Origin of the sequence: Flavobacterium sp. (assembly GCF_049318185.1) — a bacterium.
Classification (GTDB): domain Bacteria; phylum Bacteroidota; class Bacteroidia; order Flavobacteriales; family Flavobacteriaceae; genus Flavobacterium.
In genome coordinates this window covers 19,282-37,999 of the sequence record NZ_JBMOGV010000005.1, presented here as the reverse complement: position 1 = coordinate 37,999, position 18,718 = coordinate 19,282, and the positions used below count along the sequence as shown (strand labels likewise).

Here is an 18,718-nt window from a genome sequence, read left to right as displayed (position 1 = left end):
CGAAATAGATTACTATATTTCAAGTGCGATTTCTGTCTTATTTCAAAGACTCTTTCCTAATAATTTTTCCACTAGCATTTACTTTAATCTTTGGAATGAATACTATTTCTTTAGGTTTTTCATATTTATCTAAATCCTCAAAAAGGTTTTCATCAAATTCTTGTTTATCACCTTCAATGACTAGAATTACTTTTTCACCTAATTCATTATCAGGTTTGGAAGCAATAAAGTATAGTTGTTGAATCTTGTTGGCTAATTTTTGTTCTACTTGCTCAGGCATTATTTTTATTCCGCCACTATTAATAATATTATCTAATCTTCCTAAAAAAATAAATTGATTTTCATCAACCAATTCTACAATATCATTGGTTGTAATGACATCATCTGAAATTCTTGGAGCATGAATAACAAGACACTTTCTATCATCATAGGAAATAGTTACGTTTGGTAATACTGTAAATGCTCTTTCTCCTAATTTTCTAGCAGCAATATGAGTTATGGTTTCTGTCATACCATAAGTTTCATAAACTTCTGTTGTTAACTTTAATAAATTTTTTTCCAATACTTCATTAATAGCTGCACCACCAACAATGAGTTTTTTTACTCTTTTCAATTCTCCCAAAGAATTCTGTGCTTGTAAAGGTACCATGGCAATAAAATCAAAATCAGTTTCGTTATTTAGTAATGGATGTGAGCTAGGAGCTACAAACTCTAAATCTAATCCTATAATCATTGCACGAACTAACATCATTTTTCCAGCAACATATTTAACAGGCAAACAATGTAAGGCTTTATCACCCGGTTTTAAATCAAAAAAATCACCCGTAGCCAATGCAGAATTTACCATTGCTTGCTTGCTAATAGTAATTGTTTTTGGAGCGCCTGTTGTTCCTGAAGTTTGCATTTCTATGAAGTCTTTACTATCAAACCAATCCAAGAGAAAATCTCCTACTGGTTTTTCAAAATCTTCACCTTCTTTAATAAAACTATAGGCAACACGACACAAATCTTCTCTATCAAGATGAAACCCATTCAACTTAAATTGATTATGTACATTTTCGTAAGTTGGATTATCCATGGATTTCTATATTTTGAATTTCTTCTTTTTCGTTATTTATTTTAATTGTTCCAGTTAGTTTTTCTCTCCAATCAGTCCAATTGTATTTTTTACTAAAGATAAATAATAGAATCGGGAAAATAACTAAGATGGGCATCAAAATTTCAAACCCAACTGATGGGGTCGAATTGTCTTTAAAAATAGAATTCGTTTGAAATGCAGACCAATCAGAGGTTACTAATAGCGCTCCGACCAAATTATTAGCGGCGTGAAAACCTAGTGCCAATTCCATTCCTTCATCCATTAAAGTAATAATTCCAAGAAAAAAACCTGTTCCTATATAATAAACCAAAATAATGTAACCCATTTTTTCAACTTCAGGATTTGCAATATGCATGGTTCCAAAAATTACAGAAGTTAAAACTAAAGGAAACCATTTGTTTTTTGCTAAAAGTCCGAAACCTTGCATTAAATAGCCACGAAAAACATATTCCTCTGTACTCGTTTGAATAGGGATCATTACTATACCTATCACTACTAAAATTAAAAAAGGAATAAGTTTAAAATTTAAAACAAGACCCTCTGAATCTGAATAATACATCCATATAGTTGAACTAATGGTAAAAATACTCCAAATAGAAAATGAAAATAAAATTCTCTTCCAATCCACTTTTTCTCTAGAAGTTGTTAAAGACAAAAAAGTTTGATTGTGAAAATACTTAATCACAATAAGAATTGCTACAAATGCAAAGACAAAAGAAAGCATTAATAAAAACAAGGTAAAATTTGGCTCTAAAAAAGTCATCAACCCTATATCAGTAGTTGGAAAACTTTTCCCTGATATCATAGATTTAATTGCAACTGCTATTGCCAAAGGAATTTGACCTACTGTAGCTCCAAATATAATTACTACTGAACCCAGTAAATATTTCCAAAATTTATTTTGGGGTAAAAATCCATTTTTGATAAACATAAGTGTGCATTTTTGTTTCGCCTAAATTAGCTTTTTTCTATAAATATCAAATTACTTTACAAAAAAATGTTCCAAATAGAAATTGAAAAAAAATTAAAAATTTACATAGTTGAATAAAACTTTATTTAACAAAGATTTAGGATTTAACACATAATCCTAAATGTACTTTTGCATTGTCATTTAAGAACACAAACAAAACAGATGAAAAAAATCAAAATTATTGCTACACTTCTATTACTTTTTAATTCATTCTTAGTTTTGTCTCAACAAAAACCAGAACAAACCAAAATAGTGATAAGTGGAACAATTACAGAAAAAACAACCAATTTACCACTAGAATATGCCACTATTACATTAAAAAACACTAGAAACACAAAACTAATATTTGGAGGCATCACAGATAAAAAAGGTGATTTTTCTGTTGAAGTTTTAGTTGGAGTGTATGATATTACTCTTGAATTTATTTCTTTTAAACCTATAGAAATCAAACAAAAACAATTAAATGAAAGTGTGAACCTAGGAAAAATAGGTCTAGAGGAAGATTTTACCCAATTGAACGAAGTTGTAGTCAGAGCCGAAAAAACATCCTTAGAAATCAAACTTGACAAAAAAGTTTACAATGTTGGGCAAGATATGATTGTTAAAGGTGGAACAGCGAGTGATGTCCTAGACAATGTTCCTTCAGTTACAGTTGATTCAGAAGGAAATGTAGCACTTCGGGGGAATGACAATGTCAAAATACTAATAGATGGCAGACCTTCAAATGCAATAAATATAGCAGATGCACTCAGAACAATTTCTGCTGATGCTTTAGACAAAATTGAAGTTATAACAAACCCATCAGCACGTTATGATGCCGAAGGTGGAGGTGGGATTATAAATATTGTATTAAAAAAAGGAAAAAATAAGGGCGTGAATGGGACTTTTACAGGAACATTAGGTACACCTAAAAACAGCGGCTTAAGTGGCACTGTAAATTTTAAAACAGAAGAATTCAATATATTTTCTACTCAAGGATACTATGATCGTAACAATCCTGGAAATGCTTTAACACACTCAAGATACCTAAATAGCGATAACACTACGAGAGATTACATGAATGAAACTCGTGAAAATGAAAGATTGAATAAGTCATACAATGGTAATTTTGGTTTCGATTGGTATCTTGATAAAACACTTACATGGACAAATATTGTAAATTATAGAAATAGTAATGGCGATAATACTGATAAAGTGTACCAAATTTATTACGACGCTAATTTTATCTACGATTATACAAGAAATAGAATTAATGAAGAAAAAAGTAATAGCAAGAATATAGAATACACCACAAATTTTACCAAGAATTTTAAAAAAGAAGGACATAAGTTAACCATAGATGGGTCTTTTTCTAGTAATTCTGATAAAAACCTTGCCATCATCACTGATACTACCAATAATTCTTCTTCAGTATCTATTGATGAAACAACTAACAATCAAAAACAAAATAGAAACTTATTCCAAACCGATTATGTTTTACCTCTAAATAAAGGAAGTCAGTTTGAAGCAGGATATAAAGGAGATTTTATTGTAAACACAACAGATTATAGCGTAATTAAAGACGGAATTCCTTATCAAGAGTTTACTAATATTCTTGAATACAAAGAAAAAGTAAATGCACTATATGTTAACTATGGTTTTAAAGTTAAAAAGTTTTCTTTTCTTTTAGGAACTCGTTGGGAAGATTCCAACATTGATGTGAACCAATTAGCCACTAATGATTACAATAATAAAAGATACAACAACTTTTTTCCAAGTGCTTTTGTAACTTATGAATTTGGACAACAAAAAAGTGCTTCCATCAGCTATAGTCGAAGAATTCAAAGACCAAGAGGAAGACTAATAAACCCATTTAATAACCTATCAAGTAACGTAAATATATTTGTAGGCAATCCAGATTTAGATCCAGCTTTTACCGATGCTATCGATATGGGTTATATCAAAAAATGGAGTAAATCAACCCTAAGTACTTCATTATATGGAAACAAAACATCTAATTCATTTCAGTATGTGAGAAGAGAAAGTGGTGATTTTGCAAATGGAATACCTATTATTATAAGTTCTCCTATAAATCTTGCTACCGAATATAGAACTGGATTTGAATTAACCTTGAATTATTCTCCTTACAAATGGTGGAAAATAAATGGAAACTTCAATTTCTTTTACAATGAAACCAAGGGAGATTATACCTACACTGATTTTAACGGAAATGAAGTTTTTCAAAATTTTGACAATAGTACAACTTCATGGTTTACTAGATTTACCTCAAAAATAACATTACCTTTCAAAATAGATTGGCAAACAAATGGCACCTACAATGCGCCACAAAACAATGCACAAGGAAAAAGTATTGGTGTATTTAGTATGAATTTAGCTTTTAGTAAAGATGTTTTAAAAGATAAAGGAACAATTTCTCTAAATATTAGTGATGTCTTTAACTCAAGAAAAAGAATTATGGAAACCTTTATACCCGGAGTAGTTGACTCTTATGGTGAAATGCAATGGAGAGAAAGACAAATTAATCTATCCTTTACTTATAGATTCAACATGCAAAAAAATGAAAAAGAGAAAAGATCAAAAGGGAACCAGCAAGAAGATGGAGGAGATTTTCCTGGATAAAAAATAAAAAAAACCCAAAAAAAAATATTTGGGGCTTTTTCAAAAAAAAAAAAAAATTAAGCTGTTAGTTCTGCGTTTCTTTTTGCTTTTCTTTCTTGAAGAAATTCTCTCATACCTCCAAAAATCCAATAAGGAACTATGAATGTAATTAAAAACATCATTAACCAAAAACCAATAGTTAAAATGGTTAAGAAAGCCAAGAAACCTAAATACTGTGAAAATTCAAACATGTTTTCCGGAATTTTTTGAATTATAAGCAAATGTAAGCGTAATATTTTAGCCTACCAAATAACCAAATCAATTTTTATTAAATAGTTTTTATCACTAATTTTGTGAAGTTTTTAGGAGCAATTCCCGCTCTCGCCTTTATCTCTTCGAGGATATCGGCTCCATCGGGGCTAAAAGTTATAAACAACAAACAAATCAAAACACAATGGAATACAGAATAGAAAAAGACACGATGGGTGAAGTTAAAGTACCTGCCGATAAATATTGGGGAGCACAAACAGAACGTTCAAGAAATAATTTTAAAATTGGTCCTTTTGCCTCAATGCCAAAAGAAATTATAGAAGGTTTTGCCTATCTAAAAAAAGCTGCAGCCTATACCAATTGTGATTTAGGAGTACTTTCAATAGAAAAACGTGATGCTATAGCTCAGGTTTGTGATGAAATTTTAGCAGGTAAATTACAAGAAGAATTTCCATTAGTAATTTGGCAAACAGGTTCCGGAACACAAAGTAATATGAATGTCAATGAAGTAATTGCCAATCGTGCTCAAGTTTTAGCTGGATTTAAAATCGGTGAAGGTGAAGCAGTTGTTAAAGCTAATGATGATGTGAACAAATCTCAGTCATCCAATGATACATTCCCAACAGGAATGCACATAGCATGTTATAAAGCCGCAGTAGAAACTACTATTCCAGGTCTAGAAAAACTTCGTGACACTTTAGAAGCAAAATCCAAAGAATTCATGAATGTGGTTAAAATTGGAAGAACTCACCTAATGGATGCCACTCCATTAACTCTTGGTCAAGAACTTTCTGGTTATGTAGCTCAACTAAATTATGGAATAAAAGCTTTAAAAAATACATTATCGCATTTGTCAGAAGTCGCCCTTGGAGGAACTGCCGTTGGAACCGGATTAAATACACCTGCGGGTTATGATGTAAAAGTTGCTGAGTATATAGCAAAATTTACTGGTCATCCCTTTGTAACTGCACCAAATAAATTTGAAGCTTTAGCTTCACATGATGCCATAGTAGAAAGTCATGGGGCTCTTAAACAATTAGCCGTTTCTTTGAATAAAATTGCAAATGACATCAGAATGTTAGCTTCTGGCCCACGTTCAGGAATTGGTGAAATCTTAATTCCAGAAAATGAACCCGGTTCATCAATAATGCCAGGAAAAGTAAACCCTACTCAATGTGAAGCTTTAACCATGGTTTGTGCTCAGGTTATGGGTAATGATGTGGCAATATCTGTTGGAGGTATGCAAGGGCATTATGAATTAAATGTTTTCAAACCGCTAATGGCAGCCAACTTTTTACAATCTGCCCGACTTTTAGGAGATGCATGTATTTCTTTTGATGAACATTGTGCACAAGGGATTGAACCTAATCATAAACGCATAAAAGAATTAGTTAATAATTCATTAATGTTAGTGACAGCTTTAAACACGAAAATTGGTTACTATAAGTCCGCAGAAATCGCTCAAACTGCTCATAAAAATGGAACTACTTTAAAAGATGAGGCTGTTCGATTAGGATATGTAACGGCAGAAGATTTTGATGCTTGGGTAAAACCAGAAGAAATGGTTGGGAGTTTAAAATAATTGAAACAAATAGTGCTTAAATAACAAAACCCATCCTATCAGATGGGTTTGTCGATTTGTCAAAATCAATCAAAACAATTATCAAACTATTTTATTGTAAACCTATGTTTATTGCTTTTTCTTCATAAACATATTAGTGTAATATTTTTTTCCTGTTTGAGCGTCAGTGGTCACTGCTAAGCCAAAATGGGTATAATCACCTTCTATGTTTGCTCTGTGGCCTGGACTATCCATCCAAGCACTAAATGCATTTTCAGCAGTTTTATAGTTATAAGCAATATTCTCGCCTACTCTTTCTGCACCTAATACTAAAATAAGATTGTCTGATCTTTCCTGAAAATAATCATGATTTACCAAATTATGCTCTATCATATAGATGTTGTGCTCTTCAGATTTGAAAGAGATGTGATTTATTACTTCTAAAGTATTCAATCCAATAGTCTGACGGTAATTATTGATTAGGGTAATTAATTTTAACTCAGTTTCGTTGTAATTATAGTTAGTTACAACTTTTTTGTCTGTTGAAGTTCCATCTGAAGAGTCAGAAGAACAAGAGACCATAGTGAACACAATTGCTAACGACAACAATACTCTAAACATTTTTGCTTTCATAATAGTAGGTTAAGTTTTTTAACAAAGTTTTTGTGGGGCAATAACTTTATTTGATTAATAATGAGAGAAATAATTTATTTAATTTTTGTAATGTAATATTAGTTATTTTATCGTTTAAAATTAAAATAATATCGACTAAATACATGTTTTTATAATTTTAATAATAATATATCTTATATATATAAATTATTTATTGAATCCGAAAAATGATTAATTGCTATTATAGTTTAGATTTTTTAATTTCACAAAAAAATAAAATGTTAGAAATCAATTTTCATCCTTTTCAAAATTTAGAAACCAAACGATTGCTTTTGCGTCGGATTGACGAGAATGATATTGCTGAAGTATTAGCACTTAGAGGTAATCCTGAAACAATGAAATATATTCCTCGTCCTTTAGCCAAAACAGAGGAAGATGCTTTGGCTCATATTAATATGATTAATGAAAAAATTGATACTAATATTGGAATAAATTGGGGAATTACCATCAAAAGAAACTCGAAAATAATTGGAATTATTGGTCATTATAGAATTCAACCTGAAAACCATAGAGCTGAAATTGGCTATATGTCTTTGCCAGAATATCATGGAAAAGGATATATCACAGAAGCTATCAAAGCAGTAGTTGAATATGGTTTTGAACAAATGAATTTACATTCCGTAGAAGCAATAATTGATCCTGAAAATATTGCTTCGGAAAGAGTTTTACAAAAAAATGGATTTATCAAAGAAGCTCATATTTTAGAAAATGAACTTTGGGAAGGAAAATTTTGGGATACCGTTATTTATTCTTTGTTGAAAAGGAATTTCAAAAAATAATTATTTTATTTTTGGCAATGTCTTGATATAAAGTGCTTCTACTTTTTTTCTAGCCCAATCCGTTTTTCTCAAGAATGTCAAGCTCGACTTAATACTTGGATTTTCAGTAAAGCATTTAATCTTGATTAACTCACCAAGTGTGTCAAAACCATAAAATTTTTCAAGCTGCTCTACTATAATTTGGAGTGTAACTCCGTGAAGCGGATCTTTTGATTTGGTGTTTTCCATAAAGCAAAGTTACAAAACTATTGTTGTTTCGGGCAATTGTTGTTACATTTGCTAGCTTATGTTAAAAACTATCAACATACTTAATAAACGAGCTAAATTCGATTACGAAATAATCGAAACCTATACGGCTGGAATAGTTTTAACAGGAACAGAGATAAAATCTATTCGTCTGGGGAAAGCCAATATAACCGAAGGTTTTTGTGAATTTCACAATCATGAGTTATTTGCAATCAATACTCAAATAGACGAATATGTATATGGCAACCAATTCAATCATAAAGCCAAAAGTGAACGTAAGTTATTGCTCAACAAAAGAGAGTTAAAAAAGCTTGAAAGAGCTATGGATACCAAAGGACTAACTATTATTCCTTTGAAACTTTTTACCAACGAAAAAGGAATTGCAAAATTAGATATTGGTCTTTGCCGTGGAAAGAAAACTTACGATAAAAGAGAAAGTCTAAAAGAACAAGATACCAAACGTGATTTAGATAGAATTAAAAAAGCATTTTAAATTCTATTCTCCAATAAAGGTACGAATTTGAAATCACCACACTCGTGCTTTTCAAATTGGGTTTCATTTTTGCGTATCAGCATGGTCATGACTTGCTGCTCTTTTCCCAGTGGAATAATTAATCTCCCCCCTATTTTGAGTTGAGCCATTAACGCTTTTGGGACAATCGGTGCGCCAGCAGTAACAATAATGCTATCAAACGGTGCGTGATTTGGCAATCCTTTATAACCATCGCCAAAAGATAAATGCTTTGGTCGAATGCCTAATTTAGGTAACAAAGCAGCAGTAATTTTAAACAATTCACTTTGTCTTTCTACCGAATAAACTTTGGCTCCCATAGCAACTAAAACAGCCGTTTGATAACCGGAACCTGTTCCAATTTCAAGAATTTTATCCTCTTTTTTCACTTGTAATAATTGTGTTTGAAAAGCCACAGTATGGGGCTGAGAGATGGTTTGCCCAGCAGCAATAGGGAATGCTTTATCTTGATAAGCAAAATCTTCAAAACTAGAGTCTAAAAACAAATGTCTTGGTATATTTTTTATGGCTTCAAGTACTTTTTTATCGGTAATACCTTTATCTTCCAATAATTTGGCTAATTGTTTTCGAAGTCCTTGATGTTTAGTTGTGTCTTTCAATTTGGGATAAATTTTATTTCGTAAAAATAGAAAACAAATTAGCAATTATCAATTCTCAATTCTTAATTAATTTCTATTTTTGATAAAATTTATTATTATGCTTAAAGTTGGCGTTTTAGGTGCTGGTCACCTCGGAAAAATACACTTGCGTTTATTACAACAATCTGAGAAATATGAACTCATAGGCTTTTATGACGAAAATCATGAAAATGGTGTTAAAATCGCAGCCGAATTTGGATACAAACAATTTGACACCATTGCAAAATTAATTCATGCCGTCGATGTTATTGATATAGTAACACCAACCCTATCCCATTACAAATGTGCCAAAGTTTCTATAAAATCAGGGAAACATGTTTTTATAGAAAAACCAATTTCAACTACAGTTGCAGAAGCTGAAGAAATAATTGAATTAGCCGCAGCATATAACGTAAAAGGTCAAGTAGGACATGTGGAGCGCTTTAATCCTGCATTCACTGCTGTTAAAGATCAAATTGAAAACCCAATGTTTATTGAAACTCATCGTTTAGCAGAATTCAATCCACGTGGTACTGATGTTCCTGTGGTTTTGGATTTAATGATTCACGATATTGATGCTATTTTGAGCGTTGTAAAATCAAAAGTGAAAGCCGTTCATGCCAGTGGAGTTTCGGTTTTGAGCCAATCGCCTGATATTGCCAATGCTCGTATTGAATTTGAAAATGGTTGCGTTGCCAACATTACTTCTAGTAGAATTTCTATGAAGAATATGCGTAAATCTCGTTTCTTTCAAAAAGACGCATACATCTCAGTTGATTATTTAGATAAAATATGTGAAGTAGTTAAAATGAAAGAAGCACCGCTAATTCCTGGTGATTTTGATATGATTTTACAAAATGCCGAAGGCGAAAAGAAACAAATTTATTTTGACAATCCAGAAGTTTCAGCCAATAATGCCATCTTGGATGAATTAGAGACTTTTGCCGATGCCATCAATAATAATACAACTCCTATTGTCACGCTTGAAGATGGAACCGAAGCTTTGCGAGTAGCTTATATGATTATTGACTCTATGAACGACAAAACTAACTAAACCAAAACAATGAAAACAATAGCAGTAATTGGAGCAGGAACTATGGGCAACGGAATTGCTCACACTTTTGCACAAAGCGGTTTTACCGTAAAACTTATAGATGTTTCCGAAAAATCTATTGAAAAAGGAATGGCAACTATTGCTACAAACCTTGATAGAATGGTTTTAAAAGGAACCATTACAGAAGAAGATAAATACAAAACCATAGGAAATATAATTACTTACAGTGATATCAAAGATGGTGTTGTGGGAACAGATTTGGTTGTTGAAGCAGCTACAGAAAATGTAACCTTAAAACTAAATATCTTCAAACAGTTAAGCGAGATTTGTAATCATAATGTGATTTTAGCAACCAATACCTCATCCATTTCTATTACACAAATTGCTGCTCAAGTAGTTCATCCAGAACGTGTAATTGGTATGCATTTTATGAATCCAGTACCAATTATGAAATTAGTAGAAATCATTCGCGGTTATAACACATCTGATGAAGTTACTAAAATCATCATGACACTTTCCGAAAAATTAGGTAAAACACCAACCGAAGTAAACGATTATCCAGGTTTTGTGGCCAATAGAATTTTGATGCCAATGATTAACGAATCTATCGAAACATTGTACAATGGTGTTGCTGGTGTTAATGAAATTGATACCGTAATGAAACTCGGAATGGCGCATCCAATGGGACCCTTACAACTAGCTGATTTTATTGGATTGGACGTTTGTCTTTCCATTTTAAATGTAATGTACGAAGGTTTCAAAAATCCAAAATATGCACCTTGCCCATTATTAGTGAATATGGTTATGGCAGGAAAATTAGGCGTAAAATCAGGGGAAGGTTTTTATGATTATACAGAAAGTAAAAAAGCAGAGAAAATTGCAAAGCAATTTCTTAATTAACAATGAATAATGGATAATTGATAATTCTAAAACATAATTATCAGTTGTTAATTGTCAATTATCAATTGAATACATGAGCAAAATAATCCCCTTCAAAGCCGTTCGTCCCACTCCAGACAAAGTAGGATTGGTTACTTGCAGAAACTATGATGATTATAGTTCGGCTGAGCTAGCTGCTTGGTTGAGTTTTAATCCCTACTCTTTTTTGCACGTTATTAATCCAGCCTATATGCATTCGCAAAAAATAACTTTGGATAAACGTTTCAAAGGCGTAGCACACAAATACCAAGATTTCAAAGATGATGGCATTTTTATAGAAGAAGAAAAAGCAGTTTTTTTTCTCTATGAAATTCAAAGCAAAGAGCAAAATTTCACCGGAATAGTTGCTGGAACCTCTATAGAAGAGTATAAAAAAAATAGCATCAAGAAACATGAAGATACTTTGCAATATCGTGTAGAATATTTCAAAGATTATTTACATCAAACGAGATTTAACACAGAACCTGTTTTGATAACTTATCCAGACAATGAGACTTTAAATTCCTGGATTGCTGAAAAGAAAAAAAGCCAACCCGTTTATAACTATTCGACTACCAATAAAGAAAAGCACCAACTTTGGAAAATTGAAACCGAAGAAGAAATTAATTGGCTTGTAAAACAATTTGAAAACATTCCAGAATTATATATTGCTGATGGACATCATCGCTCTGCTTCTGCCGAGTTATTGTATGATGAAAACAAGCATTTAGGAAATGAAAATTTAAACTATTTCATGAGTTTCCTTATTGCTGAAAGTAACGTGAAAATCTTCGAATACAATAGAATCATAAGAGATTTAAATGGTTTTTCTAAAGAAGATTTTTTAGCTAAATTAGGAGAACATTTCATCATAAAAGACAAAGAACAAGAACTATGGAAACCACAAAGCAAATTTGAATTTGGAATGTATCTTGATAATCATTTTTATGCCTTGTTTTATAAACAAGACAATAAACAATCATCAATAATTGAAAATCTCGATGCTCAAATTTTGTATAATAAAGTTTTGCAACCATTGCTGGGAATCGAAGACTTGAGAAATGATGAACGCATTGAATATATTCCAGGAAAGCAATCGATATTAACCATAAAAGAATTGGTTGACGAAGGTGAATTTGAAGTTGGATTTATGCTATTTCCTTCGGATATAACAGAAATAAAAGCACTAGCTGATAACCATTTGATTATGCCACCAAAAAGTACTTATATCGAACCTAAATTCAGAAGTGGATTGCTAGTTTATGAACTTTAATTTGAAAATGTATCAATTTGAAAATGTCAATAAAAGAAAATCTTCTTCACATACAATCCTCAATTCCAGAAAACGTTCTACTTGTTGCGGTTTCCAAAACCAAACCTGTTGCTGATTTAATGGAAGCCTACAATGCAGGACAACGCATTTTTGGTGAAAATAAAATCCAAGAAATGACCGAAAAATGGCAGCAAATGCCTAAAGATATTGAATGGCACATGATTGGACATGTACAATCCAACAAGGTCAAATATATGATTCCTTATGTAAAACTAATTCACGGTGTGGATAGTTTGAAATTATTAAAAGAAATTAATAGACAAGCTGTTCGTTGGCGAAAACAAGTTAATTGTTTATTACAGATTCACATTGCCGAAGAAGAAACTAAATTTGGATTAAACGAAATTGAATTAGCCGATTTATTGGGTTCAGAAGAGTTTAAAAATATGTCAAACATTAAAGTAATTGGTTTAATGGGAATGGCTACATTTACTGACAATCAAGAACAAATAAAACGAGAGTTTCAACATTTGAAATCGATATTTGACCTACATAAAAAACTGAAAACTGAAAACTGTCAATTGAACACTCTTTCCATGGGAATGAGTGGAGATTATCAACTGGCTATTGAATGTGGTAGCAACATGGTTCGAATTGGAAGTAGTATCTTTGGTGGAAGAAAATGAATTAAGATTGTTGATTAACGATTTTTAATTGAAGAAAAAAAACCGAATACTACAAACTGAACACTGAAAACTAAATTTGTACGCAATACTCGACATAGAAACCACTGGAGGACAATTTAATGAAGAAGGCATTACCGAAATTGCCATCTACAAATTTGATGGTCATGAAGTGATTGACCAATTCATAAGTTTGGTTAATCCTGAAAAGCCCATTCAGCCTTTTGTGGTTAAACTAACTGGAATCAATAATGCAATGTTGCGATCTGCACCAAAGTTTTATGAGATTGCAAAGCGAATAATCGAAATCACTCAAGATTGTATTTTAGTAGCACACAATACTTCATTTGATTATAGGATTTTGCGAACTGAATTTAATCGATTGGGGTATGATTATGTAAAACCCACACTCTGCACTGTTGAATTATCACAAAAATTAATTCCCGGACAAGCTTCCTATAGTTTGGGAAAATTAGTCCGCTCACTTGGAATTCCTGTAACGGATAGACACAGAGCTAGCGGTGATGCTATGGCAACAGTTAAGTTATTCAAAATGATTTTAGCTAAAGATGTTGAAAAAGAAATTCTAATTGGTTCCATAAAAGCTGAAATCAAAAAAGGATTATCCCCAAAATTACTTGATATAGTAGAAAGTATGACTGCTCGAACTGGCATTTATTATATTCACAATGAAAAAGGGGATTTAATTTATATTGGTAAAAGTAAAAATATTAAAAAACGTATCAATCAACATTTTACAGGAACAAGTGGCAAAAGCAAAAAAATACAACGTGAAGTTTTTGCTGTAACCTATGAAGAAACTGGAAATGAACTTATTGCTTTACTGAAAGAAAGTGAAGAAATCAAAATTAATAAACCCATATATAATAGAGCACAGCGCAAAAGTATTTTTCAATATGCCTTATATGTTGAGAAAGATGAAAATGGTTATTTGGCTTTAAAAATTAACAAAGCAGATGGAAGAAAAAAAGAAATAACTTCATTTACTACTTTGCAAGAAGGAAAAAATTTGTTATTTAAAATCACCTCTGAACATCAACTTTGTCAAAAAATAAACGGTCTATATGAAACAAAAAATGGCTGTTTTCAACTAAAAATAAAGGAATGTAATGGTGCATGTATGGGGAAAGAAACACCAGAGAGCTATAATGAGCGCGTGAATGAGTTTATTAAAGAGATGAAATTCGAGAATAATAACATGGTAATTATTGATAAAGGAAGAACTCTTGATGAACGCAGTGCTGTGCTAATAGAAAATGGAATTTACAAAGGCTATTGTTTCTTTGAATTGAATTATCAAGTTAATAATATAGAAATCCTAAAAAACATAATTATTCCAATGCAAAATAATCGTGATACACGAACTATTATTCAAGGCTATTTAAGACGTCATAAAGTAATTAGAATTGTGAAGTTTTAATCATGAATTACTTAATTACAATTATTGGTCCCACAGCAATCGGAAAAACTTCGTTGAGTATTGATTTAGCAAAACATTTTAATTGCGAAATCATTTCTTGTGATAGTCGACAGTTTTATAAAGAAATGACTATCGGAACAGCAGTTCCAACAGATGAAGAATTAAATACCGCAAAACATCATTTTATTCAAAACAAATCCATCTTTGAAAATTACTCTGTAGGCGATTTTGAACAAGAAGCTATCGATAAATTAGACGAATTATTTTTAAAAAATAACGTTCAGATTATGGTTGGCGGTTCAGGTTTATATGTTGATGCAGTGCTCAAAGGTTTTGATGATTTTCCTGAAATAAAAAATAATGTTAGAGATAAAATAAATACTGATTTTGAACTATTTGGAATAGATTATCTACAAAATAAGTTAAAGGAATTAGACCATGATTATTTTCAAAAAATGACTATTGAAAATCCTCAAACATTGCAAAATCCACAACGGATGAAACGCTTTGTAGAAGTTTGTCTTGGAACAGGAAAACCCTATTCTAATTTTATTGGACAAAAGAAAAATCAACGGAGCTTCACTCCTATCGTAATTGGACTTGAAGGAGATCGAGAAATTGTTTACAACAGAATTAATCAGCGAGTTGATAGTATGATTAATATTGGATTATTAGCTGAAGCTGAAAAGCTATACCCAAACAAAAATTTGAATGCGTTACAAACCGTTGGTTATCGTGAATTATTTGATTATTTTGACAGAAAAACATCATTAGATTTCGCCATTGAAGAAATCAAGAAAAACACTCGGCGATTTTCCAAACGTCAATTGACATGGTTTAAACGAACTGAAAATGCTGATTGGTTTGATTATTTGACAGATAGAACCAAAATAATAAGTCATATAGAAAATATAATTAAATAATGCCAATAGCTCCTAACTTCACCTCTATTTTAAAACAAGATTGGGAAATCAATTTTCTGCAATGTTATCCTAATGGCTATTTAAAATATACTGATTTGTGTAATATTTTACAATTAACTGCTGGATATCATGCTGAGCTTGGCGGTATTAGTTATAGTGATATGCAAACACATAATCAAGCTTGGGTTTTGAGCAAAATTAGAGTTGAAATAAAACGTTTACCCAAATGGAAAGAAGTTGTCACAGTTAAAACCTGGATTAATTCATTAGAAAATTCTCGTTCTATTCGCTGCTTAGAAATGTATATAGGTGAGGAAAAAATTGTGGGTTGTGAAACCTTTTGGGCTGTTTTTAATACCAAAACTAGAAGGCCTGAGAGTTTAGCTTTGCCGCATGAACATTTTGAAAAATATTCAGACAGAGCAACTTTTGATGCCTTTGGTAAAATTGATTTTCAGCATACTATGAAATCTATAGCCAATCATAAAGTGAAACTTTCTGATTTAGATATTGTCAACCATGCAAATAGCGTTAAATATCTTGAATGGTGTTTGGATTCCATGAACTTCGAATTTGTTCAAAGTCAAAAAATAGAAAGTTTTGAAATGAATTATCTTAAAGAAGTTTCAATGGATGAAGAAGTAGCAATAAATCAATATGTTGAAGAAAAAAATATAGTTTTTGCTATACAACGACAGGAAAAAACTTGTTTTGCTTTACAACTTTATTTAAAATAAATAGGCTTCAATTTCTTGAAGCCTATTTATTTTATTTTCTTACAACCAATCTAAAACCTTCTCCGTGTATATTAAGAATTTCTACACTTGGATCCTCTTTTAAATATTTTCTTAATTTGGCTATATATACATCCATACTTCTTGAAGTGAAATAATTATCTTCTCTCCAAATCTTTGTTAATGCTAGTTCTCTTGGCATTAAATCATTTTCATAAATAGCCATCATTTTTAATAAATCAGACTCTTTAGGGGATAATTTAATTGGCTCATTGTCGTCAAATTTTAAAAAACGAAGTTTAGAGTTTAAAAGAAATTTACCTATTTGAAACTCAAACTTAACTGGTTCATTTTTGTTTTCGCTTGCTTTTCTCTGAATGATTGCTTTAATTTTCATTAACAGCACATCAGAGTCGAAAGGTTTATTCAAGTAATCATCTGCACCAACTTTGTATCCTTTGATTACATCTTCTTTCATTGACTTTGCGGTTAAAAAAACTAAAGGTACATCTTTGTTTTTTTCTCTAATTTCTTTAGCTAATGTGTATCCATCTTTATAGGGCATCATCACATCCAAGATACACAAATCAAAATTGTCTTTTTTGAATTTTTCAAAACCTTCCATACCATTCTTAGCGAGTGTAACTTCAAAATCGTTTAATGTTAAGTAATCTCTTAAGATAATGCCAAAATTTTGATCATCTTCTACTAAAAGTATTTTTTTATTATTTTCCATAACTTTATATTTTAATTAATTAGTGGGACTTTAATTATAAATGTGCTTCCTTTTCCTTTTTCGCTTTCTACAAAAATTTCACTATTGTGATCTTCAACAATTCTTTTAACATAGGCTAATCCTAAGCCGTGTCCTTTAACATTGTGTAAATCTCCTGTGTGCTCACGATAGAATTTTTCAAATATCCTCTTTTGAGCAACTTTTGACATACCTGTTCCTTGATCTTTTATTCTAATTATGACAAAATCTTTAACATTCTCTGTGTAAATATTAATAATTGGTGGTAATGGTGAATATTTGATAGCATTATCTATAATGTTAACTAAAACATTGGTAAAATGAACATCATTTAATAAAACAGAATTTCTAGTGGCTTCAAAATGAGTTGTTATTGTTCCATTTCTATCATCAATTATTAGATTAACATGTTCTATAGCATCTTCAATAATATGATGAATATTATTGGCTTCTTTAGTAATATCCAATTCTTTTTTTTCAAGTTTTGAAATTCTTAAAACATTCTCAACCTGGGCATGCATTCTTTTGTTTTCATCTCTAATCATTTGAAGATATCGATGTATTTTTTCTTTATCATCAATAACCTTAGGGTTTTTAATGGCATCTAATGCAAGATTAATTGTAGCAATAGGTGTTTTAAATTCATGCGTCATATTATTTATAAAATCTGTTTTAATTTCAGAAATTTGTCGCTGTTTAATTAATTGGCTTAATGCACTTGAATAAGCAATGATTATAATTAACGTGAAAATTATTGAAAGTATGCAAATACCAATTAATTCTGAAAATAAAAATTTCTTTTTATGTGGAAATGTTACTAATAACTGGTACTTATTATTTCCATCATTATCAATAAAAATCGGAATAGAATAGGTTGCTGACTTATCATATTTGAAATGTTCAGATTTTATTTTAGTTGCTAAACCATTGCTATAAACATTATATTCAAATGGTGTTTTTACACCATATTCATTTAGTTCCTCGTACAATAATTTTTGCATCATTTCGTTCGAGACTCTTTCTTGAATTGATTGAGTTGCCGCTATATCTTTAAAAAATAATTCAAATCTAGCATTGTCTAACAAATCAGAATTACCATTTTTTTCAATAACTATATCAGGAGAAACTTTATTTTTTGAATTTAGATTATCAAGACCTTGGTTATATATTTCAGTTTTTCTTTTTGTTGAAAAACTTTGTATTTTTTTTACACTGTCTAATTTCTTGTCAAAGAACGATGGGGTTATTCCGTAATCTTCGGATATAATACTATTAGAATAAATTATTGTTTCTTTTGTTCTAGAATCTCTTTGAATATATCCAAATTCTAAAAATTCGTTTTTATCTGGTGCTTTACCAATACTGTCCTTTATGCGATTATATCGTTCATAAAATGTATATGCTTCATGTTTCTGTAATTTATCAGCAACATTTCCCAAAACTTGTTTTACGTGAAACTTGAATTGCTCTTCGTTATTTTCAAAAGATTTATCAAACCAATATACTTGAACAAGTATTATACCTATTAAGGATAAACTCATTAAAATTACAAGTAATCGGAAAAACAATTTATTCATTAAACAAATTTAACTTT

19 protein-coding genes are annotated in these 18,718 nt (G+C 30.8%); 11 read left to right on the top strand and 8 right to left on the bottom strand.

Annotation, left to right across the window (positions count from 1 at the left end):
- Positions 1 to 37 precede the first annotated feature (37 nt).
- Both ACOYLT_RS01170 and ACOYLT_RS01165 read right to left on the bottom strand, forming a co-directional pair.
- Positions 38 to 1,078 carry an AMP-binding protein gene (locus ACOYLT_RS01170; protein WP_422852002.1) on the bottom strand — a complete coding sequence of 347 codons (1,041 nt, stop codon included), beginning with the start codon at positions 1,076 to 1,078 and terminating at the stop codon, positions 38 to 40.
- Positions 1,071 to 2,030 carry a lysostaphin resistance A-like protein gene (locus tag ACOYLT_RS01165; protein ID WP_422852001.1) on the bottom strand — a complete coding sequence of 320 codons (960 nt, stop codon included), beginning with the start codon at positions 2,028 to 2,030 and terminating at the stop codon, positions 1,071 to 1,073. Before ACOYLT_RS01165 ends, ACOYLT_RS01170 begins: the two co-directional genes overlap by 8 nt.
- Before the next feature lie 201 nt (positions 2,031 to 2,231).
- Between ACOYLT_RS01165 and ACOYLT_RS01160 the strand changes: the two genes are divergently transcribed.
- Positions 2,232 to 4,688, top strand: coding sequence for a TonB-dependent receptor domain-containing protein (locus tag ACOYLT_RS01160; protein ID WP_422852000.1), 2,457 nt, complete (start codon positions 2,232 to 2,234; stop codon positions 4,686 to 4,688).
- A 56-nt stretch (positions 4,689 to 4,744) separates the two neighbouring features.
- Here the strand turns inward: ACOYLT_RS01160 and ACOYLT_RS01155 are convergent, their stop codons facing one another.
- Positions 4,745 to 4,918 (bottom strand): hypothetical protein, encoded by a 174-nt coding sequence (locus ACOYLT_RS01155; protein WP_422851999.1) that lies wholly within the window; start codon positions 4,916 to 4,918, stop codon positions 4,745 to 4,747.
- A gap of 203 nt (positions 4,919 to 5,121) precedes the next feature.
- Between ACOYLT_RS01155 and fumC the strand changes: the two genes are divergently transcribed.
- Positions 5,122 to 6,519, top strand: coding sequence for a class II fumarate hydratase (gene fumC, locus ACOYLT_RS01150; RefSeq protein ID WP_422851998.1), 1,398 nt, complete (start codon positions 5,122 to 5,124; stop codon positions 6,517 to 6,519).
- 108 nt (positions 6,520 to 6,627) lie between these two features.
- Here the strand turns inward: fumC and ACOYLT_RS01145 are convergent, their stop codons facing one another.
- Positions 6,628 to 7,131 (bottom strand): CAP domain-containing protein, encoded by a 504-nt coding sequence (locus ACOYLT_RS01145; RefSeq protein WP_422851997.1) that lies wholly within the window; start codon positions 7,129 to 7,131, stop codon positions 6,628 to 6,630.
- 257 nt (positions 7,132 to 7,388) lie between these two features.
- Between ACOYLT_RS01145 and ACOYLT_RS01140 the strand changes: the two genes are divergently transcribed.
- A complete protein-coding gene (locus ACOYLT_RS01140) occupies positions 7,389 to 7,949 on the top strand; it encodes a GNAT family N-acetyltransferase (RefSeq protein WP_422851996.1) in 561 nt (186 codons plus the stop codon).
- Here the strand turns inward: ACOYLT_RS01140 and ACOYLT_RS01135 are convergent, their stop codons facing one another.
- Positions 7,950 to 8,177, bottom strand: coding sequence for a VF530 family DNA-binding protein (locus ACOYLT_RS01135; protein ID WP_422851995.1), 228 nt, complete (start codon positions 8,175 to 8,177; stop codon positions 7,950 to 7,952).
- Between the two features lie 58 nt (positions 8,178 to 8,235).
- Here ACOYLT_RS01135 and smpB point away from each other — a divergent pair, with 58 nt between their 5' ends.
- Positions 8,236 to 8,688 (top strand): SsrA-binding protein SmpB, encoded by a 453-nt coding sequence (gene smpB / locus ACOYLT_RS01130; RefSeq protein ID WP_422851994.1) that lies wholly within the window; start codon positions 8,236 to 8,238, stop codon positions 8,686 to 8,688.
- Here the strand turns inward: smpB and ACOYLT_RS01125 are convergent.
- Positions 8,685 to 9,326: a protein-L-isoaspartate(D-aspartate) O-methyltransferase gene (locus ACOYLT_RS01125; RefSeq protein WP_422851993.1), complete on the bottom strand. Its 642-nt coding sequence runs from the start codon at positions 9,324 to 9,326 to the stop codon at positions 8,685 to 8,687. The two genes, smpB and ACOYLT_RS01125, sit on opposite strands and share 4 nt — an antisense overlap.
- A gap of 97 nt (positions 9,327 to 9,423) precedes the next feature.
- Here ACOYLT_RS01125 and ACOYLT_RS01120 point away from each other — a divergent pair, with 97 nt between their 5' ends.
- From ACOYLT_RS01120 to ACOYLT_RS01090, 7 genes are all read left to right on the top strand, one after another.
- Positions 9,424 to 10,398 carry a Gfo/Idh/MocA family protein gene (locus tag ACOYLT_RS01120; protein WP_422851992.1) on the top strand — a complete coding sequence of 325 codons (975 nt, stop codon included), beginning with the start codon at positions 9,424 to 9,426 and terminating at the stop codon, positions 10,396 to 10,398.
- A gap of 9 nt (positions 10,399 to 10,407) precedes the next feature.
- The gene (locus tag ACOYLT_RS01115; protein WP_422851991.1) at positions 10,408 to 11,298 is read left to right on the top strand and encodes a 3-hydroxyacyl-CoA dehydrogenase family protein; all 891 of its coding nucleotides are present in this window, start codon (positions 10,408 to 10,410) and stop codon (positions 11,296 to 11,298) included.
- A gap of 73 nt (positions 11,299 to 11,371) precedes the next feature.
- Positions 11,372 to 12,589, top strand: a complete 1,218-nt coding sequence (locus ACOYLT_RS01110; protein ID WP_422851990.1) for a DUF1015 domain-containing protein — start codon at positions 11,372 to 11,374, stop codon at positions 12,587 to 12,589.
- Between the two features lie 23 nt (positions 12,590 to 12,612).
- Positions 12,613 to 13,275 (top strand): YggS family pyridoxal phosphate-dependent enzyme, encoded by a 663-nt coding sequence (locus ACOYLT_RS01105; RefSeq protein ID WP_422851989.1) that lies wholly within the window; start codon positions 12,613 to 12,615, stop codon positions 13,273 to 13,275.
- A 76-nt stretch (positions 13,276 to 13,351) separates the two neighbouring features.
- Complete coding sequence (locus ACOYLT_RS01100; RefSeq protein WP_422851988.1) at positions 13,352 to 14,713, top strand: exonuclease domain-containing protein; 1,362 nt, start codon at positions 13,352 to 13,354, stop codon at positions 14,711 to 14,713.
- 2 nt (positions 14,714 to 14,715) lie between these two features.
- Entirely contained in the window at positions 14,716 to 15,636 is a 921-nt protein-coding gene (miaA, locus tag ACOYLT_RS01095) for a tRNA (adenosine(37)-N6)-dimethylallyltransferase MiaA (RefSeq protein ID WP_422851987.1), read from the top strand.
- On the top strand, positions 15,636 to 16,373 hold the full coding sequence (locus tag ACOYLT_RS01090; protein WP_422851986.1) for an acyl-[acyl-carrier-protein] thioesterase: 738 nt from the start codon (positions 15,636 to 15,638) through the stop codon (positions 16,371 to 16,373). The genes miaA and ACOYLT_RS01090 overlap by 1 nt, the downstream gene beginning before the upstream one ends.
- Before the next feature lie 31 nt (positions 16,374 to 16,404).
- Here ACOYLT_RS01090 and ACOYLT_RS01085 read toward each other — a convergent pair whose 3' ends face one another.
- Together ACOYLT_RS01085 and ACOYLT_RS01080 are read right to left on the bottom strand one after the other, a co-directional pair.
- Positions 16,405 to 17,106, bottom strand: a complete 702-nt coding sequence (locus tag ACOYLT_RS01085; protein ID WP_422851985.1) for a response regulator transcription factor — start codon at positions 17,104 to 17,106, stop codon at positions 16,405 to 16,407.
- An 11-nt stretch (positions 17,107 to 17,117) separates the two neighbouring features.
- Positions 17,118 to 18,701 (bottom strand): sensor histidine kinase, encoded by a 1,584-nt coding sequence (locus ACOYLT_RS01080; RefSeq protein WP_422851984.1) that lies wholly within the window; start codon positions 18,699 to 18,701, stop codon positions 17,118 to 17,120.
- Between the last annotated feature and the right edge of the window lie 17 nt (positions 18,702 to 18,718).